Origin of the sequence: Brevibacterium sp. H602 (assembly GCF_051172395.1) — a bacterium.
Classification (GTDB): domain Bacteria; phylum Actinomycetota; class Actinomycetes; order Actinomycetales; family Brevibacteriaceae; genus Brevibacterium.
Window position 1 is genome coordinate 1 of sequence record NZ_JBPIZD010000031.1, and the last position, 20,602, is coordinate 20,602.

The 20,602-nt window shown below is 66.7% G+C and carries 18 protein-coding genes; 11 read left to right on the forward strand and 7 right to left on the reverse strand.

Annotated elements, in window-relative coordinates:
• Nucleotides 1–12: 12 nt before the first annotated feature.
• On the reverse strand, nt 13–1,299 hold the full coding sequence (locus tag ACSBQT_RS16550; RefSeq protein WP_410709351.1) for an MFS transporter: 1,287 nt from the start codon (nt 1,297–1,299) through the stop codon (nt 13–15).
• Nucleotides 1,296–3,035 (reverse strand): arginine--tRNA ligase, encoded by a 1,740-nt coding sequence (argS, locus tag ACSBQT_RS16555; protein WP_410709350.1) that lies wholly within the window; start codon nt 3,033–3,035, stop codon nt 1,296–1,298. Before argS ends, ACSBQT_RS16550 begins: the two co-directional genes overlap by 4 nt.
• Before the next feature lie 87 nt (nt 3,036–3,122).
• Between argS and ACSBQT_RS16560 the strand changes: the two genes are divergently transcribed.
• Nucleotides 3,123–6,446 carry a S41 family peptidase gene (locus tag ACSBQT_RS16560; protein WP_410709349.1) on the forward strand — a complete coding sequence of 1,108 codons (3,324 nt, stop codon included), beginning with the start codon at nt 3,123–3,125 and terminating at the stop codon, nt 6,444–6,446.
• A 223-nt stretch (nt 6,447–6,669) separates the two neighbouring features.
• Here ACSBQT_RS16560 and ACSBQT_RS16565 read toward each other — a convergent pair whose 3' ends face one another.
• Nucleotides 6,670–7,275: a hypothetical protein gene (locus tag ACSBQT_RS16565; RefSeq protein WP_435002121.1), complete on the reverse strand. Its 606-nt coding sequence runs from the start codon at nt 7,273–7,275 to the stop codon at nt 6,670–6,672.
• 258 nt (nt 7,276–7,533) lie between these two features.
• Here ACSBQT_RS16565 and ACSBQT_RS16570 point away from each other — a divergent pair, with 258 nt between their 5' ends.
• The 5 genes from ACSBQT_RS16570 to ACSBQT_RS16590 all read left to right on the forward strand — a co-directional run bounded on the left by ACSBQT_RS16570 (nt 7,534) and on the right by ACSBQT_RS16590 (nt 12,861).
• Nucleotides 7,534–8,367: an enoyl-CoA hydratase-related protein gene (locus ACSBQT_RS16570; protein WP_410709347.1), complete on the forward strand. Its 834-nt coding sequence runs from the start codon at nt 7,534–7,536 to the stop codon at nt 8,365–8,367.
• Between the two features lie 62 nt (nt 8,368–8,429).
• Nucleotides 8,430–9,575 carry an acyl-CoA dehydrogenase family protein gene (locus ACSBQT_RS16575; protein WP_410709346.1) on the forward strand — a complete coding sequence of 382 codons (1,146 nt, stop codon included), beginning with the start codon at nt 8,430–8,432 and terminating at the stop codon, nt 9,573–9,575.
• Nucleotides 9,576–9,682: 107 nt separating this feature from the next.
• Nucleotides 9,683–10,447: an SDR family NAD(P)-dependent oxidoreductase gene (locus ACSBQT_RS16580; RefSeq protein WP_410709345.1), complete on the forward strand. Its 765-nt coding sequence runs from the start codon at nt 9,683–9,685 to the stop codon at nt 10,445–10,447.
• Between the two features lie 94 nt (nt 10,448–10,541).
• On the forward strand, nt 10,542–12,236 hold the full coding sequence (locus tag ACSBQT_RS16585; RefSeq protein WP_410709344.1) for an AMP-binding protein: 1,695 nt from the start codon (nt 10,542–10,544) through the stop codon (nt 12,234–12,236).
• Nucleotides 12,226–12,861, forward strand: coding sequence for a TetR/AcrR family transcriptional regulator (locus tag ACSBQT_RS16590; RefSeq protein WP_139467631.1), 636 nt, complete (start codon nt 12,226–12,228; stop codon nt 12,859–12,861). Before ACSBQT_RS16585 ends, ACSBQT_RS16590 begins: the two co-directional genes overlap by 11 nt.
• Nucleotides 12,862–13,066: 205 nt before the next feature.
• Here ACSBQT_RS16590 and ACSBQT_RS16595 read toward each other — a convergent pair whose 3' ends face one another.
• Together ACSBQT_RS16595 and ACSBQT_RS16600 are read right to left on the reverse strand one after the other, a co-directional pair.
• Entirely contained in the window at nt 13,067–13,867 is an 801-nt protein-coding gene (locus tag ACSBQT_RS16595) for a family 1 encapsulin nanocompartment shell protein (RefSeq protein WP_410709343.1), read from the reverse strand.
• Nucleotides 13,864–15,024 carry a Dyp-type peroxidase gene (locus tag ACSBQT_RS16600; RefSeq protein WP_410709342.1) on the reverse strand — a complete coding sequence of 387 codons (1,161 nt, stop codon included), beginning with the start codon at nt 15,022–15,024 and terminating at the stop codon, nt 13,864–13,866. Before ACSBQT_RS16600 ends, ACSBQT_RS16595 begins: the two co-directional genes overlap by 4 nt.
• Before the next feature lie 186 nt (nt 15,025–15,210).
• Between ACSBQT_RS16600 and ACSBQT_RS16605 the strand changes: the two genes are divergently transcribed.
• The 4 genes from ACSBQT_RS16605 to ACSBQT_RS16620 all read left to right on the forward strand — a co-directional run bounded on the left by ACSBQT_RS16605 (nt 15,211) and on the right by ACSBQT_RS16620 (nt 18,184).
• On the forward strand, nt 15,211–15,633 hold the full coding sequence (locus ACSBQT_RS16605) for a DUF488 domain-containing protein (RefSeq protein WP_410709341.1): 423 nt from the start codon (nt 15,211–15,213) through the stop codon (nt 15,631–15,633).
• Nucleotides 15,630–16,148, forward strand: coding sequence for a DinB family protein (locus tag ACSBQT_RS16610; protein WP_410709340.1), 519 nt, complete (start codon nt 15,630–15,632; stop codon nt 16,146–16,148). Before ACSBQT_RS16605 ends, ACSBQT_RS16610 begins: the two co-directional genes overlap by 4 nt.
• Before the next feature lie 81 nt (nt 16,149–16,229).
• Nucleotides 16,230–16,880: a TetR/AcrR family transcriptional regulator gene (locus ACSBQT_RS16615; protein ID WP_410709339.1), complete on the forward strand. Its 651-nt coding sequence runs from the start codon at nt 16,230–16,232 to the stop codon at nt 16,878–16,880.
• Nucleotides 16,877–18,184 (forward strand): MFS transporter, encoded by a 1,308-nt coding sequence (locus tag ACSBQT_RS16620; protein ID WP_410709338.1) that lies wholly within the window; start codon nt 16,877–16,879, stop codon nt 18,182–18,184. Before ACSBQT_RS16615 ends, ACSBQT_RS16620 begins: the two co-directional genes overlap by 4 nt.
• A 12-nt stretch (nt 18,185–18,196) precedes the next feature.
• On the opposite strand, the gene ACSBQT_RS16625 is transcribed toward ACSBQT_RS16620, so the two are convergent.
• Nucleotides 18,197–18,691 carry a winged helix-turn-helix transcriptional regulator gene (locus ACSBQT_RS16625; RefSeq protein ID WP_181271217.1) on the reverse strand — a complete coding sequence of 165 codons (495 nt, stop codon included), beginning with the start codon at nt 18,689–18,691 and terminating at the stop codon, nt 18,197–18,199.
• 76 nt (nt 18,692–18,767) lie between these two features.
• Between ACSBQT_RS16625 and ACSBQT_RS16630 the strand changes: the two genes are divergently transcribed.
• The gene (locus ACSBQT_RS16630) at nt 18,768–20,132 is read left to right on the forward strand and encodes an MFS transporter (RefSeq protein WP_410709337.1); all 1,365 of its coding nucleotides are present in this window, start codon (nt 18,768–18,770) and stop codon (nt 20,130–20,132) included.
• An 18-nt stretch (nt 20,133–20,150) separates the two neighbouring features.
• Here ACSBQT_RS16630 and ACSBQT_RS16635 read toward each other — a convergent pair whose 3' ends face one another.
• Nucleotides 20,151–20,528 (reverse strand): VOC family protein, encoded by a 378-nt coding sequence (locus tag ACSBQT_RS16635; RefSeq protein WP_410709336.1) that lies wholly within the window; start codon nt 20,526–20,528, stop codon nt 20,151–20,153.
• Nucleotides 20,529–20,602 lie beyond the last annotated feature (74 nt).

The window sequence follows — 20,602 nt, forward strand, 5'->3', positions numbered from 1 at the left end:
GGGAGGGGGAGCCTATTCGGGGTCGAGGACCTCGCGACCGCCGCGGGGGAAGCCTCCGGCTCGGCGGGCGGCCACGAGACCGGTGATCGTGAATGCGAGGGTGGCGGCAAGGATGAGCAGCAGCGGAGCCGTCCACCCGCCGGTCGCGGTGTTGAGCCAACCGGCGAATGGCGGGGCCAAGGTCGCTGCGAGGTAGCCGCCGAACTGCACGCGCGCCGAAGCTGACGCGGTCTGGGCGTCACTGCCGGCGGTGCGGGCGATAATCGAGAAGATCGCCGTGAACCCGCCGCCTTGGGCGATGCCGCCGGTGGTCGCCCACAGCCAGTACGCGCCGGGGGCCGCCAGCAGACCCACGGGCAGGGACAGCCATAGCGCGGCAACGATCGCCACGGGCACCCACGGCTTCGTCTTCACAGCCAGCAGCGGCACTCCGAAGGCGCCGAGGATCGCCGCGATCTGGAACAGGGACGCCGTGCCTCCCGCGGCGGTGCGGGCGAGCCCGATCGTGTCTCCGAGGTAGCTCGGCAGCCAGGTCGTCGTCACGTAGTAGGCGGTCGACTGCCCGGAGAACGTGATGATGAGCAGCGCGATGATCACTCGGAAGGAGGCGGGAGCCTCGGCCCACGACTGCTTCGCTGCGGGGGCGGCCGCCTCGGCGAGGGATGGGTCACTCGAATCGACGGCCTCCGCGGCAGCGCGCGCGGCCTCCCCTTCGCGGCGCACGCGCACGCGGATGAGCACCATCCAGAAACCGAGCCCTGCGAGGGCGAGGACGCCCCATGCGACCAGAGCCCAGCGCCAACCGAAGGCCGCGGCCAGCGGGCCGGTGCCGATGAGGGTAGCCATCGACCCGACGTTCATCATCGCCGAGTACAGGCCGGTGACCATCGACACCTGTTCCCACGGAACCTCCCGGCGGATGAGCACGGGCACGACGATATTGCCCAGGGTGATCGCCAAGCCGATGATTCCTGTGCCCACGAGCACGAGCCAGGGAGGGCCGACCGACCGCAGAACTGTGCCCAGCAGGACACCGGACAGACAGGCGAGAACCGTCGCTTCGGCCCCGAGGCGGGTGATGAACTTCCCCGCCAACGGCGTGGCCAGCGCAAACAGCAGAACCGGCAGACCGGTCAGCAGACCGAGTCCGGCCGCACTGAACCCCGTGCCCTCCTGGATGTCGGGCAGGATCGCCGTCGGCGCGATGATCGGGGTGCGCAGATTGAGGGCGAGGATGACGATGCCCAGAACGATCCAGGGCAGCATCCTCTTCGCGGAGGGCCGGTGAGGCGAACTCACATCCGCTCGGGAACGCGGATGCCGAGCACCCCGAGACCGGCCTGGAGGACCTCGAGCACGATCGCCGAGAGCCGCAGACGGGAGTCCCGCAGCTCTTCGGTCTCGGCGATGAGCACCGGGCACTGCTCGTAGAACGAGGTGAATGCCTGGGCGAGATCGAACAGGTAGGTGCACAGGCGATGCGGCGTCGACCCGGCGGCCACCTCGGTGACCACATCGGCGAAGCCGAGGATCGACAGCGCCAGCTCACGCTCAGCCGTCTCACCGAGGCTGATCGCAGCGTTCGCGACCTGGGTGGCGTCGACGCCTTCGGCTTCGGCCTTGCGACCGATCGAGCGGATGCGGGCACCGGCGTACTGGAGGTACGGGGCGGTGTTGCCGATGGGGGCGAGCATCCGGTCGAGGTCGAAGGTGTACGAGGTGTCGTGGGCGACGGAGAGGTCGGCGTACTTGACCGCACCGATGCCGACGATGCGCGCAACCTCATCGGCCTCCTCGGGGCCGAAGTCCACGCTCGACTCTGCCAGGGTCATCTTCGCCCGGGTCACGGCTTCTTCGAGGAGTTCGGCCAGGCGCAGCGGGGCACCTGAGCGGGTGCGCAGGATCTTGCCGTCGGACCCGAGCACATTGCCGATCTTCACGTGCTCGGGGCTGAAGGTCTCCGGCAGCCAGCCGGCCGCGCGGGCGACGGTGAAGACCATCTCGAAGTGCATCGCCTGCGGGGTGCCGACGACGTAGAGCGCCCGGTTCACACCGAGGTTGAGCGCCCGGTTGCGGACGGCCGCGAGGTCGGTCGTGGCATAGCCGTAGCCGCCGTCGGATTTGCGGATGATGAGCGGCAGCGGTTCGCCCTCACGGCCGGTGAAGCCATCGGGGAACACGCACAGCGCTCCATCGGAGATCGTGGCCAGGCCCTTCGCCTCGAGCTCGTCGCAGACCTCGGCGAGCATGTCGTTGTAGGTGGACTCTCCGGCGAGGTCGGCGTCGGTGAGGGTGACGTCGAGGAGGGAGTAGATGCGGTTGAAGTACTCGCGGGAGTAGCCGACGAGCGTCGTCCACAGGCCAAGAGTCTCTTCGTCGCCGCCCTGGAGTTTGACGACCCGGGACCGGGAGCGGGTGGCGAAGGCGTCATCGGAGTCGAACTTCGCCCGGGCCGCCTGGTAGAAGGCGTTCGGGTTCTCGGACACTTCGGAGGCCTCGCCGGAGTCGACGCCGACGTCGAGGAGGTGCTCGATGAGCATGCCGAAGGGGGTGCCCCAGTCGCCGATGTGATTCTGGCGGATGACCGTGTTGCCGAGGAATTCGTGAGTGCGGGCCAGGGCGTCGCCGACGACGGTGGTGCGCAGGTGCCCGACATGCATCTCCTTGGCCACGTTCGGGGCCGAATAGTCGATGGCGACCGTCTGCGGGGCATCGTTCGCCGGTGCCGCTGCGGCACCCCCAGCCTCGAGCGTGGAGGCGAGGAATTCCGGGGTGAAGGTGAGGTTGATGAACCCGGGTCCGGAGATCTCCGGGGTCTCGCACACGCCCTCGAGGTCGAGGTTCTCGACGATCTGTCCGGCGATGTCGCGCGGCTTCGACTTCAGCTCCTTGGCCAGCGGCAGGGCCACATTGGCCTGGAAGTCTGCGAACTGGCTGCTGCGGATGACGGGATCACGTCCGGCGAAGTCCTCACCGAAGGCCTGGGTGAGGGCGGCGGCGAAACGGTCCGTGAGCACAGAAGTCAGAGATGGCATGTGCCCATTCTATTGCCGGGTGCAAGTTGCCTGGGCATCGGTTCCGGCCCGCGGTCGCCGCTCAGCCGAGCTTGTAATGTGGGTCACGTGACTTATCTTCGCTATCCCCATATCCAGTCCGATCTCATCACCTTCACCGCCGACGACGATGTCTGGCTCGTTCCCTCCGCCGGCGGCCGCGCCTGGCGGCTGACCTCCGATCATGCGCCGGTCCGGTCACCGAGGATCTCCCCCGACGCAGCGCACGTCGCGTTCGTGTCCTTCCGCACCGGCCAGGCCGAGCTCATGGTCGCCGAGGTGGCCACCGGGTCCCTGCGTCGGCTCACCTGGTTGGGGTCGAGCGCGATGACGATGCTCGGGTGGGCCGATGCCGCTCATGTCCTCGTCGGTGCGAATGCCGGGGAGTTCGAGGTCCGCAACCATGTCGTGAAGTCCGTGAGCCTCGACGGTGAGGTCGAACGGCTGTCGTTCGGTCGTGCTTCGGGACTGGCCCGGCACCACACGGGAGTGACCGCCCTGTCGACGCCGTACTCCCGTCCGCCCGCGCACTGGAAGCGCTACCGAGGAGGCACCGCGCCGAGGCTGTGGCTCGATCGGATCGGCAGCACGAACGCTGCCGGCATCGGTGATGGGTCCGAGGCCCGCTGGCAGCGGCTGCTGCGCGAGGACGAGGCCTCTCTGACCGACCCGCTGTGGGTCGGCGATTCGCTCGTGTTCACCTCGGACCGCGCCGCGACCTTCCCTCACCACGCCGATGAGCAGGCGAACCTGTGGATCATCGACGGACTGGCCACCTCGGCGAGTTCAGGTGATGACTCGGTCGTACCACGGCAGCTCACTCATCAGACCGAGGCCGAGGGCTATGTCCGTGACGCCACGACCGACGGCACCCGCATCGTCTGGCACTCCCGTGGGGAGATCAAGATCCTCGACAGCCTCGACGCCGAGATCCGCACTCTAGCAGTGAACCTGCCGGGCACTCAGGTGCAGCCGCTGAGCCTCGACCCGAAGACCGGTCTCAACCACATCAGCCCCGACAGAGAAGGCAATGCCTCGGTGGTGGAATGGCGGGGCAAGACCTTCTGGCTCGCCCACCGCGAAGGCCCGGCCCGAGCGCTGTGCGCAGATTCGTCGATCCGCACCCGCGAACCCCTCATCCTCGGGGACACCGGGTTGGCCGCGTACATCACCGATGTCGAAGGGGAGGACGCGATCGAGGTCGCCTCCGTGACCGGGGACAAGCCGCCTCGGCGAATCGGGGCCGGAGCCCTGGGAAGGGTCCTGCACCTGAAGGCGGATCCGGCGGGGAAGATGCTCGCCACGATCTCCCACGACGGGTCGATCCGGACCGTCGAGGTGGGCAACGGACGGACGCGTCTGATCGGACATTCGGGCCACGGAGAGGCGCGCGATCCGCAGTTCTCACCCGATGGGAAGTACCTCGTGTGGTCCCAGCCGACGCAGGGTGAGGAGCTGCTCGCGCAGCTGATGATCGCCGAGGTGAAGTCGGATCGCGAGGCCCAGCCGCTGACGACCGGCAAGTTCAATGACTTCTCGCCGACGTTCACCCGTGATGGCAAGTTCGTCGCGTTCCTCTCCGATCGCACCTTCGATCCCTCGTACAACCAGCATTCCTTCGATCTGTCGTTCAACGGAGTCACCCGACCGTGGCTGCTGCCCTTGGCCGCCGATGAGGCCGCACCGTTCGGGCCGAGCGCCGGCGGATGGGCGATCAGCGAGGTCACCGAGGAGGCGAAGTCCGAACGTGGGCGCGGGGACAAACCGGCCGCCACCGTCGAGGTCGAACTCGAGGGAGCCGAGGAGCGCATCGTGCCGTTCCCGGTCGCCTCGGGGGTCTTCCGGGATCTCGAATCCGCCGACGGTGGTCTCGTCTGGCTGCGCACCGGCGACGTCGAAGCCGGTGAGCTCGGCACCGGACGGGCCGGAGATGCCGGTGACAAACCCGCCGAGGTGGTCCAGTACTTCGACTTCGCCAAGCGGAAGGTCACCACCGTCGTCGACAAGGCCGACGAGTACGAGATCTCCGGAGACGGCAAGCTGCTCGTCGTGCGCAGCGATGATGCCATCAGTGTGGTCCCGGCGAACCGGAAGGTCGAGGCAGACGATGACGACAACATCTCCGTCGATCTCTCGCGTCTGCGGTTCGAACTCGACCGCCGGGCCGAATGGCTGCAGATGTTCGAAGAGAACTCCCGGATCATGCGCGACCACTATTGGCGCGAGGACATGAACGGGGTGAACTGGGAGTCGGTGACGCTGCGCTGGCGCGCCGTGGCCGCGAAGGCCCTGACTCACGACGACCTCGTCGACGTGCTGTGGGAGACCGTGGGCGAACTCAACACCTCGCATGCTTATGTCACGCCGTCGGGACTCGGCGATGGGTCGAAGAAGCTCGGATTCCTCGGTGCGGATCTGGCCAAGATGGCGGATGGATGGACGATTGAGCGCATCCTTCCCGGTGAGAGCAGTGAACCGGATGCCAGGTCGCCGCTGCGGCAGGCCGGCGTCGGGGCCCAGCCCGGCGATGTCATCGTCGCCGTGAATGGTCAGGCCGTCGACGAGGCGGCCGGTCCCGCCGCTCATCTGCAGGGAGCAGCAGACACGATCGTCGAGCTCATTCTGCGCCGCGGTCGCAAGGACCGCACGGTCGCGGTCATTCCGCTGGCCAGTGAGGAGAAGCTGCGCTATCAGGATTGGGTGCGCTCCCGCCGGGAGTATGTGGCCGAGAAGTCATCCGGCCGCATCGGCTACGTCCATGTCCCGGACATGACCGCCTACGGTTGGGCGCAGCTGCACCGGGATCTGCGACAGGCCATGGGCTGCGAGGGTGTCATCGCCGATGTGCGTTTCAACCGCGGCGGGCACACAAGCGCGCTCGTGGCCGAACGCTTCGCCGACCAGGTGGTTGCCTGGGGTGCGGCTCGCAGCTATGACCAGATGGACCGGGACCCCGAGGATGCTCCGCGCGGGCCTGTGGTGTTCGTGGCCAATGAGTTCTCCGGCTCCGACGGCGACATCATCAACGCGCGCGTGCAGGCCAAGGGCATCGGCCCGGTGATCGGCGTGCGCACCTGGGGCGGAGTCGTCGGCATCGACGGTCGCTACGATCTCGTCGATGGCACCGGAGTGACGCAGCCGCGCTACGCCTTCTGGATCGAGGGCAAGGGCTGGAGTGTGGAGAACTACGGAGTCGACCCCGATATCGAGGTCGAGCACGATCCCGGTCAGCTCTTCGCCGCCGATGATCCGCAGCTCGACCGCGCCATCGCCGAGGTGTTCGCCGGGCTGGAGGCCCGCCCCGCGGCTGCCGCGCCGGAATTCCCGCCCCCGCGCGTGCAGCCGCTGAAGAAGGACGGCACCGGGGCGCCCGACGCTCCTGCCGAGGACTGATCCCGCACCACCACCTGCCGGTAGGGCCTGGCCCCGCCACCTGCCGACGACCACACGGCGTTCCAGCCATCAGTTCGCGTCCTGATGGCTGGAACGCAGTGTGGTCACGGGCCCAGCCACCTCGTGCAGCTTCATCGACTTTTGATCCAGTCATCGGGAGAAGACTCGATGACTGGATCAGAACCCGATGACGAACCTAACGAAACTCGATGCGTGCCAGGCTCTACCGCTCGGTCGGGACCAGGGCCCACACGGCGAAGGCGAGCAGCACGAATCCCGAGATGACGCCGCTGATGACCGGGATGAACGCCGGAGCCGCGGCGAAGAAGGCGATGAACCCGCCGATGCCGCAGAGGGTCACGACGGTGGCGAGCACGTGGAAGCGGTCGAGCCCGAACACGCGGCCGAGCGCATAGAAATGGGTGCCGACGACCACGGCCACCCATGCCACTCCAAGCTCCGGATGGCCGAGGCTCGCCAGCAGTCGGGCTCCGGCGAACAGGAGGACCGCCTCGATGAGCACGATGATCCAGTAGGCGCGACCGAACGGCGGTTCCCGGCGACCACGTGTCCCCGATTCGCCGAGGCGGCCGCCTCCACCACGGTTCCGCCGCAGTCCGCGAACCGCGAGGACCGCGATGCCGGCGAAGACGATGACGCCGACCGCGATGACAAGCGTGCGCCCGAGGGTCGAGAACTGGCCGGTGTTGATGATGAGAAACAGCAGCCCGAAGCCGGCACCGATGAGCGCCCCGATCTCCGCACCGGCAGCTGTCTGCCTGCCCCTCGGTGACGTCGAGCCGTTCGGCCCAGGTTCTGCAGCGGTCATCGTCGTCCGTCTCTCGTCGTCATCGTCAGCCACCCCCGACCCATTGCCGGGGTTCGGATCGGCCGGCACCCGAGCAGTGCATTCTGTCGGCACCCTTTCCGGCAACATTCTTCCACCAGTACACCATCGCTCCGATGCCGACGGACGAAACTCGGCGAACTCACAAGAATCTTCCGGTACCGCGGCTCTTGACCTCGTTCATGAACTCAGGTTCACTATATGTGAACATAGATTCATTTTTCGTTCGAGGAGGCAACGATGCCCACATCCACCAGCCCGACTCAGCACACCGCAGCCACGGAATTCGACGACATCCTCTACGAGGTCGAGGAAACCTTCGCGGTCATCACGATCAACCGGCCCGATTCCTTCAATTCGTTCCGCTCGCAGACCGTCGACGAACTCATCGAAGCCTTCACCCTGGCTTGGGGCGACAACCGTGTCCGCTCGATCATCCTCACCGGTTCCGGTCAGAAGTCCTTCTGCGCCGGCGGCGATGTCAAGCAGAAGGCGCAGACCGGCGACTACGGCCCCAGCCGCTACGGCATGTTCCGCATCTCCGAACTCCATAAGGTCATCCGCTCGGTGCCCAAACCCGTGATCTCCGCGGTCAACGGCGTCGCCATCGGCGGCGGAAACGTGCTCTCCACCCTCTGCGACATCACGATCGCGGCTTCACACGCGCGCTTCGGCCAGGCGGGCCCCAAGGTCGGATCCTTCGACGCCGGCTACGGCTCGGCCTTCCTCGCCCGCGTCATCGGCGAGAAGCGCGCCCGTGAGATGTGGTACTTCTGCGAACTCATCGACGCACAGAAGGCCGAATCCTGGGGCTTGGCCAACGAGGTCGTCGAGGCCGAGGAGCTCATGCCTCGCGCCAAGGAGCGCGCCCGGGCCCTCGGTCTCAAGGCTCCGACGGCGCTGCGCTTCCTCAAGCAGTCGTTCAACGCCGATTCCGAGATGCAGACCGGCTTCACGAACCTCGCCATGAGCGCCCTCGACCTCTACGCCCACTCGCCGGAATCACACGAAGGCGCGGCCGCCTTCGCGGAGAAGCGCGACCCGGACTTCAGCCGGTTCGACGGCGCGTACTGACCACCGGCGCCCCGCCGGCACAGCTCCCACCCGCACAGACCCTGACAGCACAGAGGATTCCCGTGGACACGACTCTCACCCCCGATACCCAGACCCTGCTCGATGCGGCGGCCGGATTCGAGGAGCGGCTCATCAGCGAGGCCCGCGAACGCGAAGCCGCCGGCCGCATCGGTGCCGATATCACCCGGGAGATGGGCCGCGCCGGTCTCATCGCCCCGGAACTGCCGACCCACCTCGGCGGGGCCGGGCTGACCAAGGTCACCGCGGGACTCGTCACCGAGGCCATCGCCCGCGGAGACCTCACCGTCGCCTATATCCAGGTCGTCGGATCCCTCATCGGACAGGTCATCGCCCGCAATGCCAGCGCCGAGGTGGCCGCCCACTACTGCCGCCTCATCACAACCGGTGACGAAACGGTGGCCATCGGACTCTCCGAACCAGAGGCCGGTTCGGACGCCGGAAACCCCTCGACCACGGCCCGACGGGACGGCGATGACTGGATCGTCAACGGCACGAAGTCGATGTCGCTGGCGATGACCTCGACGGCGACGGTGATCTTCGCCCGCACCGACCCCGAGGCCGGACGCGGAAAGGGCATCTCGGCGTTCCTCGTCGACCTCGACGCTCCCGGGGTGACCCGGAACCCCATCATCGACATGGGTCAGGCGGCGGTCGCCCGCGGCAGCGTGGACTTCACCGATGTCCGCGTGCCCGCCGACCACCTCCTCGGCGAGGTCGGTGGAGCATTCACCCAGGTCATGCAGGGATTCGACTTCTCACGTGCGCTCATCGGACTGCAGTGCACGGGAACTGCGACGCGCGCGATCGAGGACGCCTGGGACTACGTCAAGGGACGTGAGGCCTTCGATCAGCCGCTGTCGAAGTTCCAAGGGGTCTCATTCCCCCTGGCCGAGGCGGAGACGAAGATGGCGGCGGCCCGACTGCTGTGCCTGGACACCCTGCGCCTCGGCGACGAGGGCCTCCCGCACACCACGCAGGCCGCCATGTGCAAGTGGTGGGCCCCGCTCGAGGCCTACCACGCGGTCCATCAGTGCCTGCTTCTGCACGGGCAGAACGGCTACAAACAGGACCGGGACGTCGAGAAGCGACTGCGCGACGTGCTCGGCATGCAGATCGGCGACGGCACCGCCCAGATCATGAAACTCATCATCGCCCGCAGCTCCGCCGGGCGAAAATTCGCCCCCTGACCGGGCAGAACACGGGCCGGGCCCACCCACAGCTTCCCCACCGATACATCTCTCACCCGGCTCACTATCCAACCGCAGCATCAGACACACGACTGGAAGGACAAACCATGTCAACACCCACTCAGACCGCACCCCTGACCGATCGCATCATCATCGTCACCGGTGCCGCCTCCGGAATCGGCAAGGGAATCGCGACCCGCCTCGCCGCCGACGGCGCCACCGTCGTCGTTGCCGACCTCGACGCACAGACGGCCGCGGACACCGCCTCGGCGCTGGGGCATGATTCGATCGGGCTCGCCGCCGACGTCACCGACCGTGCGGCCGTGGACGCCATGATCGCCGAGGTGGTCGAGCGCTTCGGACGCATCGACGTCCTCGTCAACAACGCCGGCTGGGACAAGGTCGAACCATTCATGGAGTCGACGCCAGCGACCTGGCAGCGGGTCATCGCGATCAACCTCCTCGGCACGCTCAACTGCACGCAGTCGGCGGCCGAACACATGATCGCAGCCGGATCGGGATCCGTCATCAGCATCGGCTCGGACGCCGGCCGGGTCGGGTCGAGCGGGGAGGCCGTGTACTCGGCGGCCAAGGGCGGAATCATCTCGTTCACGAAGACCTTCGCCCGCGAGGTCGCCCGTCACGGGATCTCCGCGAACTGCGTGTGTCCCGGACCGGCCGACACGCCGCTGTTCGCTGAGATCTCCGCGGACAATCCGAAGCTGCGCACCGCACTGGAGAAGGCGATTCCGATGCGTCGGCTCGCCCAGCCCGAGGACCTCGCGAATGCCGTGGCCTTCTTCGCCCGTCCCGATTCCGCCTATGTCACTGGCCAGACACTCTCCGTCTCCGGCGGACTGACGATGGCCTGAGCATCACGGCCGTCTCCCGTCGGCGGCAGTTGTCAGCACGACTACCAGCACCACCCGAGTCACAGGCACGACACCAGAGCAAAGGAGCCCTGCTATGCCCACCCGATTCGAGACCATCCTGACCGACTCCCTCATCGAGGAATTCACCTCATCCGGGGACTGGAAGAACCAGACCCTGCTCGACCACCTCGAGCACTGGAGTGCACAACGACCGGACGCGGTCGTCACCCGCGATCCCTACGGTGCCCACACCTATGCCCAGCTCAGCTCGGACGTCGACACCTGTGCCCAGGCGCTCGTCGACCTCGGGGTCGAACCCGGCGACGTGGTGGGTGTGCAGCTGCCGAACTGGTATGAATGGCTGGTCATCCACCTCGGCGCGATCAAGGCCGGCGCCGTGACCAACGGCCTCATCCCGATCTATCGGGACCGCGAGATCGGGTATATGGCGAAGAAGGCGTCGGTCTCGGTGCTCTTCGTGCCCAATCGCTTCCGAAAGTTCGACTATCCCGATATGGTCGACCGACTGCGTCCGAACCTGCCGGAGCTGCAGCACACGATCGTCCTCGACACCCCCGGCGAGGCGACCTTCGACGGTCGGGACGGCTTCGAGAAGTGGACGGATTTCCTGGCTCGAGGGGAACGCGACTCAAGCTCAGACGGTTCACGGTCGGCCGCCTCGGCGACCGAATCCATCGCTTGGGACGACCGGCGTCCGGACCCCAATGATGTCGGACTGATCCTCTTCACCTCGGGGACGACGGGCAACCCCAAGGGCGTGATGCACACGCACAACAACGTGCTCGCGGCCTCGCTGCCGTGGCCGGATCACCTGGGCCTGGACGAGGATTCGGTCATCCACATGGCCTCGACCTTCGGCCATCTCACCGGCTACATGTACGGAGTGTGTCTGCCTCTGCTCATCGGCGGTTCGGGCGTGTTCCAGGACGTGTGGAACGGCGAGGATTTCGCCCGTCTCGTCGCCGAGCACGGAATCCAGCACACATCGGGGGCCACTCCGTTCCTCCACGATCTGCTCGAGGTGGCGAAGTCGACGCAGCACGATCTGTCCTCCCTCAAGCACTTCTGCTGCATGGGCGCCCCGATTCCGCGCGTCATGGTCAACGAGGCGCGCACGCTGCTTCCGGAGCTCAACGTCTTCGGCGGCTGGGGACAGACGGAATGCGGGCTGGTGACGATGACGGCGCCGGGCGATTCGGAGGAGAAGGTCACGAGCACCGACGGACGAGCGCTGGGCTCGATGAAGGTTCGCATCGTCGATCCCCTCGGGGAACCCGTGCCCGCGGGCATCGAAGGAAGAATCCAGGTCACGGGCCCGTTCCTGTTCGTCGGCTACCTCGATGAACCGGAGCAGACGGCAGACGCCTTCGCGGGCGTTTGGCTCGATACCGGAGACCTCGCCGAAATGGATGCCGAAGGCTTCATCCGGATCGCGGGGCGGTCGAAGGACATCATCATCCGCGGCGGTGAGAACATCCCGGTAGCCTATATCGAGAACGTTCTCTACGAACATCCCGCGGTCTCCCAGGTCGCAGTCGTCGCGGTGCCGCATCCCCGGCTGCAGGAGATCGCGTGCGCAGTCGTGACCCTCAACGAGGGCCACAGCCTGACGATGGACGAGCTGCAGGAGTTCTTCGACGCGAAGGGAGTGGCCAAGCAGTACTGGCCCGAGGCCCTGCAGTGCCTCGACGAATTCCCTCGCACGCCAAGCGGTAAGATTCAGAAGTTCAAGCTCAGAGAGGAAGTCGCCGCCGAGCATGTCAGCTGAATCCGAAGACCTCAACGCGATCGTCCGCGGTGCCCGCGCGGAATTCCGAGAGCGGCAGATCGTCGACGCCGCCGTGCGTCTGATGCAGGAGAAGGGCACTCATTCGGTGTCCATGCAGGCGATCGCGAGGTCCGGCGGGGTCAGTGTCGGACTGCTGTACAAGTACTTCTCGGACAAGGAGCAGATCGTGCTCGCCGCGATCACCCGCGTCCTCGAGGAGTTCCGTCTCCGTGTCCCTTCCGCCATCGCTGAGGCGGCCGAACCCGTGGACAAGGTCATCGCCGCGTTCACGGAGTTCTGCCGCATCGTCGGTGAGCAGAGACATGCGGTCGTGCTCACCTATCAGGTCTCCAGGGCACTGTCGAAAGACGGACTGAAGTCGATCCAGGACCAGGAGCTCGAGACCCTCCAGCCCCTCGTCGACGTCGTCACCGCCGCCGTCGAAGCAGGCGACCTGCGTGATGTCGATGCTCAGGTGCTCGGGCACGACCTCATGTCGATCGCCCATATGTGGGCGCTCAAGTACTGGTACTTCCAGCGGATCGGGCTCGACCTGGAGACCTATATCGACCGGCAGGTGCGCACGCTTGTGCTGAGCAACCTCAGCGAGGCTGCCCGCCGCTAGGCCACCTCGTGGGGAGTCATCGACTTCTGATCCAGTGATCGCAATATAACTCGATGACTGGATCAGAACTCGATGTGCAACCGTACAGAACCCGATGATTCAGGGAACAGAACCCGATGCCTAGGCAACTACGTCCCTCTGCTGTGCAGCGCGACCTGGGGGCTGCGCCGCGACTCCGCAGGCGCAGCAGTTCACCGAGCCGGGCTCAGGGGTGCAGGGGGACGCTCGATTCGTCGGTGAGCGCGAGGAAGCCGAAGGTCTCCTGCAGGTACAGGTCGACGGTCTCACTGTCGTGGCCGCTGTAGCCGATCGACAGGTCCTGGCCGAGGTGGAGTTCGTAGTCACCACCGCGGGTGGACACGAGCAGGGCACCTTCGAGCGCCGGCGCCCAGACGATCTCCCCGGCGCCGAGCTGGCGTGAGAGGTGGTCGCGGATCGGGAAGCCGTGGTCGGTCGACTCGGAGACCTTGGTGTACTCGGCCTCGGACAGCAGGAGGCTGTAGGGCCCGTCGACACCGGCCGTGCGCAGGCCGGACAGCGCCTGCGCCACCGCGTCCGCATAGTCCTCGACCGCATCGGGCAGGGTCACGGCCGCGTTCGACGAGTTCGGGACGATGCCGCCGATGCCTGCGGAGTCGAGTCCGTGGAGGATGGCTCGGTCCTCGGCCAGGGCGATCGTCGTCGCCGCGTCCTTGACCGGCTGCCAGTCCGAATCGCCGGAGCCGCGCGCAACATCGTCGATGGCCTCACGCGTGATCGTGAAGGGAGCGCGCAGTTCGACGAATTCCTGCACGATGCGCTGTCGAATGTGCAGGCCCGACGAATACGACTGCACATCCTTGATATGTCCCGTGGTCACCGAGGAGGTCTCGAAGCCGCTCGGCCCCTCGACGTCGACGATGCGCCGACCGGCGATATTGCGCTTGAAGGTGCGCCTGGCCTCCTCCTCGATCTCCGCCCAGGCCGGGCCGGTGATGGGGGCGAGTTCGCGATAGAGATTGTTCACTGTCGTCTCATGTTCAGGCTGCCGATTCCCAAGCTGCCGTCCGTGGGTGCTGAGGGGTCTGCGTCTGTCTGGTCGTCGCTGTCTGTCGGGACATCAGCGACCGGATCGTCGTCCGATCCGTCGTCGATGTCCGGTCCATCGACCTTCACCGAGGCGGCTCCACCGATCCCGAGTCCCGCCTCGGCGAGTTCCCCATCGGGATCGTCGAGGAAATCTTGGGACGGGACGAAGAACAGCCCGCCGGTCACCGCGGTCGAGAAGTCGAGGATCCGGTCGTAGGTGCACACCGGGTCTCCGATGAACATGTTCGTAAGCATCTGTTCGGTCGTCGTCACATCGGCGGCATAGGCGATGAAATAGGCGCCGTACTCCTCTGAGCCGACGGATCCGAAGACCATGTTGTCGCGCACGATCTCCCGGTCGTTGCCGTCCTCGTCCTCGATCGAATTGAGCACGAGGTGGGAGTTCGGGGCCTTGTCCTCCTCGGCGAATTCGACGTCGGAGAGTTTGTGCCGCCCGAAGGCCGCTTCCTGCTCCTCGACGCTGAGTGCGTCCCAGGCGGACATGTCGTGTGTGTACTTCTGAACGATCACAAAGGTGCTGCCCGGATAGCCCGGGGCGCCATCGCCGGGAACGGCCCCGGCCCCGGCGGCGGCAGCGACATCGGGTCCCGCCGCGGCGGAATCCAGAATGGATTTCGGTACGGAATCCTCGGTGAATTCCTGGGCGACGTCATCCGGGTGGCGCAACACGGCGTCGACGGCACCCTGCAAAGCATCGCCGATGAGTCGGGCGAGTTCGAAGCACATGTCGATGCGGCGAGCGCGGATGTGGAACAGCAGGTCACCTGGGGTGGACGGCGCCGTGTGGACGTCTCCGCGCTGTTCGATGAACGGGTGGAGACCCCGGGGGCGGGGCGCGGTGAACATCCGGTCCCAGAGGTCGGCGCCGATACCCGTGACACAGCTGAGGTCGGCTTCGCGGGAGCGGAAGCCGACGGTTCGTGTCAGCCCTGCGATCACGGACAGGAAGTCCTTGGCTCTGCTCTCGAATCCGGGGCGGACGGTGAGGACGAGGAAGATCGCAGACGGCGACGGCGGAACCAGCACCCGTTGCGGACTCTTCCCATCGGGGAATGCCTGCTGCCAGACGGTCACTGCATCATCTCCTCCGCTCGCGGATTCGGCGCGGTGCACCTCGGGACACCAAGGTGACCTGCGTCTCGGAGTCTCCGCTTCACCAGGCGCGATTGGCCACGGTGCCAGCGCCGAAGGTCGACGGGACACTGCCGCTGTATCCGCGTCGTAGACTCGAAGGGAAGCGAGCGAAAGGAGCGTCAGCCGATGTCCGAGAAGAAGAGCTCCACACACGTGGTCCAGGTCCGCCGCATCTACGACGAAGCACAGAAGTCCGATGGGACCCGGATCCTCGTCGACCGAGTCTGGCCGCGCGGGGTGAGCAAGGACAAGGCCGAACTCGACGACTGGGTCAAGGACGTCGCGCCCTCGACCGAGCTGCGCAAGTGGTACTCCCACGATCCGGAGAAGTTCGACGAGTTCGCTCGCCGCTTCCGCGAGGAACTGAAGAGCGATGATGCCGAGCAGGCCCTCGAGGAGCTGCGCGGGCTCGCGCAGAGGGGGACTCTCACCCTGCTCACCGCGGCCAAGCGCGACGACATCAGCCAGGCCACCGTGCTCGCCGAGATCCTCAATGACGGCAAGAAGGCGAGTGGCAGGAAGTCCGGCTCCAAAAAGGACGGCGAATGAGCGAGATCACCCCTGACACCCGCGACTGGACCGATGTCCTCGTCGGCGGCTGCTCCGAATGCGGCTTCACCGGCCATGAAGATCCGACCGGCGTCCCGACCACCCTCGCCGAGGCGGCCGCCACCTGGCAGACGGTCCTGACCAGGGCCGACGCCACCGAACGGCGCAGTCCGAACCGATGGTCGGACGTCGAATACGCCGCCCATATGCGCGATGTCCTCGACGAATTCCGCCGCCGCACCGAGCGCATGCTGGCCGAGTCCGACCCGACCTTGGACAACTTCGATGGCGATGCGGTCGCTCTCGAATCCGATTACGCCCACGCCGATCCCGCCGAGGTGGCCCCCGCCCTCCGCGCGGCCGCCGAGTCCTATGCCGGCCTCCTGTTCCAGGTCAGCGGGGAGGAATGGGAACGTCGCGGCTTCCGCTCCGACGGTCACGCCTTCACCGTCGCCTCACTCACGCTCTACGGACTCCACGAAGTCCGGCACCACCTCGGCGACGTCGGGGCCTGAAGACACGACCGACACGGGGGGTCGGGACAGCCGATCCGAAATTATTGGACACGTTTGTCCAAAATGCTTTAGTCTCGTCACGTGGGCAGGAAGAAGAGCTTCGACGAGCAGTCGGTCATCGATGCCGCCATCGCCGTGTTCAGCGAGCACGGCTATGCGGGAACCGATGTCGGACTGGTCTGCGAGCGCGCGAACATCGGCCGCTCGAGCTTCTACAACACCTTCGACAGCCTCGACGCCGTCTTCCTCCGCGCCCTGCGTGACTATACGGCCACGGGCATCCCGCTCAGGGAGGAACTCGAGCGCAGCCTCGAGCCCGCTCCCGTCCTGCTCATGCACCGCCTCGGCGGCGAGCTGAAGAAGCAGTGCGACGACGAGAACCGGACCGGGTGCCTGTCGGCGAACACGGCCGCCGAGCTCGGCCGCGAAGTCGATGCCGTGTGCTCGATCCTCGACCCCGACCGCAACGCGTGGCTCGACACCTACTCAGGCATCATCGAGCGCGGTCAGACCGCGGGCCATATCCTCGCTGACATCGACCCCCGGATCCATGCCCCACTCATCCACAGCGTGCTCGCCGGCCTGCGCATCGCCGCCCGCGTCATGACCACAGAGGACGTCCTCGCCCAAGCCCGAGCCTTCGTCGCAGGACTGTGCACTCCGGCCGGCAGGGCCACCCTCGCGACCGAAGGTGCCCCAGGTGCCTCGACGAAAGGCAGCCCCACCCCATGACCACTTCGACACCGCCTTCCCTCAGGCCTCGGGTGCCTGGTCAGGTCTATCTGTTGGCCGCCGTGATCTTCTGCCTCGGCACCAGCGAGTTCATGATCGCCGGAATCCTCGAACCCTTGAGCGCTGACTTGAGCGTGACGATCCCGCAGGCGGGCCTGCTCATCACCGGTTTCGCCGTCGGCATGATCGTCGGGGCACCGGCCATGACCCTGCTGACGCTGACCCTGCCCAGGCGGGCGACGATGATCGTCATGATCATCGGCTTCTCCTCCCTCCACATCCTTGCAGCGTTGTCACCGAGCTACGGACTGCTCATGGTCTCAAGGGTGCTGTCTGCCTTCGCCTGCGGCGGGTTCTGGGCCGTCGCCGCCGTCCACACCTCAGCCATCGCTCCCGCCGCCGTACAGGGCCGTGCACTCGCCAGTCTCGTCGGCGGACTCACAGTAGCCAACCTCGTCGGAGTGCCGATGGGAACATGGATCGGCACCCAGTTCGGGTGGCGGTCGACCTTCTGGGCGGTCGCCCTCGTCACTGCACTGGCCGCAGTTCTCATCGCCGTGACCACCCGGTCGGACGCGAAGCCCACCGACCCAGCGAAGCCTGCCGACTCAGCGAAGTCCACCGACCCAGACGAAGCAGAATCACCCACTCCCGCCGAGGCGGCTCCCGGCCTGCGCACTCTGCTCCGCGCCGAGATCGCCGCGTTCAAGGGACCCCGAATCTGGTTGGCCCTGGGCACAACGGCGCTGTTCCAGGCTTCGGTGTTCGCGTCCTTCTCCTATTTCTCGCCGCTGCTCACTCAGGTGGCCGGACTGTCCGCGGACCTCGTTCCCGCAGTCCTCGCGGCCTTCGGCGTCGGTGCCTTCATCGGTGTCGTCGTCGGCGGGCGCTTGGCCGATAGGAACATCTTCGGCAATATCGTCGGCAGCCTCACGGCACTGACGCTCAGCCTCGGCGCCCTGTGGCTGGTCGCGGACAACGCAATCCCTGCCGTCATCATGATCGTCCTCGTCGGCGCCAGCGGTTTCTCCATCGCCGGGGCGCTCAATGCCCGCGTCTTCCAGATCGCGACTCAGGCACCGACCCTGGCCGCCAGCGTCAACACTTCGGCCTTCAACGTCGGCAATGCGCTCGGCCCGGCCGTCGGCGCCTGGGTCATCGCAGCCGGGCTCGGCTTCCCCGCCACGGTCGTCGCCGCCATCGTCCTCGCGCTCGCTGCACTCGCCGTAGTGGCCGTGGCGATCCGCGTCGAACGGACGTGGGCAGGGCGATCCGAGCCCACCCTCGCCGAGGCGGCCTGCTAGTCCCAGCGGGACTCAGCTCAGAGTCCCGGCCGGCTGCAGCCGTTCGCGCACGTCCTTCCACGGCTTGTCCCAGGACATATCCTCCGGCAGCAGCACTTGACCGCAGGCACTGCACACCTCGCCCTGAGTCGTCTCGGCGCCGCAGGCTTCGTGGATGAGTCCCATATGGCCTCCGCCGGCAGGCAGTTCGGTGTGCTTCTCTGCCCACAGGGACAGCTGCTGCAGGATCGGCAGCAGATCGGCGGCGGCCTCGGTGGCCGCATACCCCTGCCGGATGCGCGCCCCGTCGGCGTAGTCGACCTTCGTCAGCAGCCCGGCCCCAAGCATTCCGGACAACCGCCGGCTGAGCACGGCTTCGGAGATTCCGAGATTCTCACGCAGCTGGTCAAAACGCCCACGACCGTGGAGGACATCGCGGACGATGAGCAGCACCCACGGATCGCCGAGCACGTCGAGCGACCGCTTCACCGGACAGAACTCCTGCGACCAATCCGAACGCAAAGCCATCACGACTACCTTTCTTCGACGAAGTCTGCTTATACTTCCTCCAGTATAACTTCTTTGAAGAAAGCCCGAGGGATCGATGTCGACCACTCCACCCGCGCAGCGGAGGCACCGCCGCATCCACCCCGCCTGGTGGGTCGCCGCCGTCGCCTTCATCGCCCTGCTCGCCGCCGCCGGATTCCGGGCTGCTCCCGGAGCGCTGATGGTTCCGCTCCATGCGGACTTCGGGTGGTCGATGAGCAGCATGTCCCTGGCCGTGAGCGTGAATCTGCTGCTCTACGGGCTCACGGCTCCCTTCGCAGCGGCACTCATGGATCGCTTCGGCATCCGCCAGGTCGTCGCCGCGGCTCTGGCTCTCGTCGCCCTCGGTGCAGGAGGCAGCGTGCTCATGACCGCCTCCTGGCAGCTGCTCATCTTCTGGGGCGTGCTCATCGGTCTGGGCACCGGTTCGATGGCCCTCGTCTTCGCCGCCACCATCGCCGATCGCTGGTTCGTCGCCCGCCGTGGGCTGGTCATGGGCATCCTCACGGCCGGATCAGCCACCGGCCAGCTGATCTTCCTGCCTCCGGTCGCCACGATCGCCGAATCCACCGGATGGAAGCCGGCATCCCTGTTCATCGGCATCGCGGCGATGGCCGCCGTGCCGCTGGTCTGGTTCATCCTCCGCGATCATCCCTCTGACCTGGGCGTTCTGCCCTATGGTGCGGCCGATGCGAGCACAGACCCCGCGACCGAACCTGACGACGGCAACGCACCCACGGCGGAGTCCGCCCCGACCACGCCCACCGCACGCCCCGGCGCCGGCGCCACCAGACGCGCCTTCGACGGGCTCTTCTTCGCGGCACGTCATCGCTCGTTCTGGGCTCTGGCCATCGCCTTCGCCATCTGCGGCGCGACGACGAACGGCCTCATCGGCATCCACTTCATCCCCTCGGCCCACGACCACGGGATGCCCGCCTCGACGGCGGCCGGCCTGCTCGCGGTCGTCGGGATCTTCGACATCGTGGGCACCGTGTTCTCCGGTTGGCTGACCGATAAATTCGATCCCCGGATCCTCCTCGTCGCGTACTACACGTTCCGCGGGGTCGGCCTGCTGCTCCTGCCTTGGCTGCTCTCGGACACGGTGCACCCGAGCATGATCCTCTTCATCGTCGTCTACGGCCTCGACTGGGTCGCGACGGTCCCGCCGACGGCCGCTCTGTGCCGCGAGATCTTCGGAGACAACGGCACCATCGTCTTCGGCTGGGTCTTCGCCGCCCATCAGATCGGGGCCGCCGCCGCTGCCTTCGCCGCCGGCGCCGTCCGTGACGCCTTCGGTGAGTACACCTACGCCTGGTGGGGCGGGGCAGCCATGTGCGTCATCGCCGCGGTCCTGTCGTTCGCGGTCAGACGCCGTCTGATCGATGATCGCAGGAAACCCGCCACCGCCGAGGCGGCAGCATAGTCACAGCTCAACTCGGGTTCAGTCCCGTTCCTCCGGTTCCCACAGCTCAATCCGATTCCCTTCGGGATCGGTGACCCAACCGAAGCGTCCGATTGCGTCCATCTGCTGGGTCTCGTCGTCCACCTCGGCGCCGGCTTCGCGCAGCTGCGCGATCATCGCGTCGAGGTCGGCGACGCGGAAGTTCAGCATCGTCTGCTGCCGGTCCTGGTCCTCCGGCCGCGTCCCGAAGTAGTCGGTGTCGGCTCCGAACATCGCCATCACGGTCGGTCCGGCCGGCTGCCGCCACAGCCCGTGATCACCGAAGTCGACGCCGAGGACGTCGCGGTACCAGGCCGTCATCGCCTCGGGGTCGGCCGCCCGCAGGAAGTATCCGCCGATTCCATTCACTCTCTCCATGGATGAATGGTAATCCCAGGCATGGACTCAAGTGTCGCGGAATGTCGGGAGACTGTAGTTTGTTACAGGGCACA

Excerpts from the sequence above, each read along its gene's own strand:
- ACSBQT_RS16580 (WP_410709345.1), top strand. The coding sequence starts at position 9,683 with ATGTCAACACCCACTCAGACCGCACCCCTGACCGATCGCATCATCATC.
- ACSBQT_RS16610 (WP_410709340.1), top strand. The coding sequence starts at position 15,630 with ATGAGCGAGATCACCCCTGACACCCGCGACTGGACCGATGTCCTCGTC.
- ACSBQT_RS16570 (WP_410709347.1), top strand. The coding sequence starts at position 7,534 with ATGCCCACATCCACCAGCCCGACTCAGCACACCGCAGCCACGGAATTC.
- argS (WP_410709350.1), bottom strand. The coding sequence starts at position 3,035 with ATGCCATCTCTGACTTCTGTGCTCACGGACCGTTTCGCCGCCGCCCTC.
- ACSBQT_RS16565 (WP_435002121.1), bottom strand. The coding sequence starts at position 7,275 with ATGACCGCTGCAGAACCTGGGCCGAACGGCTCGACGTCACCGAGGGGC.
- ACSBQT_RS16590 (WP_139467631.1), top strand. The coding sequence starts at position 12,226 with ATGTCAGCTGAATCCGAAGACCTCAACGCGATCGTCCGCGGTGCCCGC.
- ACSBQT_RS16620 (WP_410709338.1), top strand. The coding sequence starts at position 16,877 with ATGACCACTTCGACACCGCCTTCCCTCAGGCCTCGGGTGCCTGGTCAG.
- ACSBQT_RS16625 (WP_181271217.1), bottom strand. The coding sequence starts at position 18,691 with ATGGCTTTGCGTTCGGATTGGTCGCAGGAGTTCTGTCCGGTGAAGCGG.
- ACSBQT_RS16635 (WP_410709336.1), bottom strand. The coding sequence starts at position 20,528 with ATGGAGAGAGTGAATGGAATCGGCGGATACTTCCTGCGGGCGGCCGAC.
- ACSBQT_RS16630 (WP_410709337.1), top strand. The coding sequence starts at position 18,768 with ATGTCGACCACTCCACCCGCGCAGCGGAGGCACCGCCGCATCCACCCC.
- ACSBQT_RS16605 (WP_410709341.1), top strand. The coding sequence starts at position 15,211 with ATGTCCGAGAAGAAGAGCTCCACACACGTGGTCCAGGTCCGCCGCATC.
- ACSBQT_RS16585 (WP_410709344.1), top strand. The coding sequence starts at position 10,542 with ATGCCCACCCGATTCGAGACCATCCTGACCGACTCCCTCATCGAGGAA.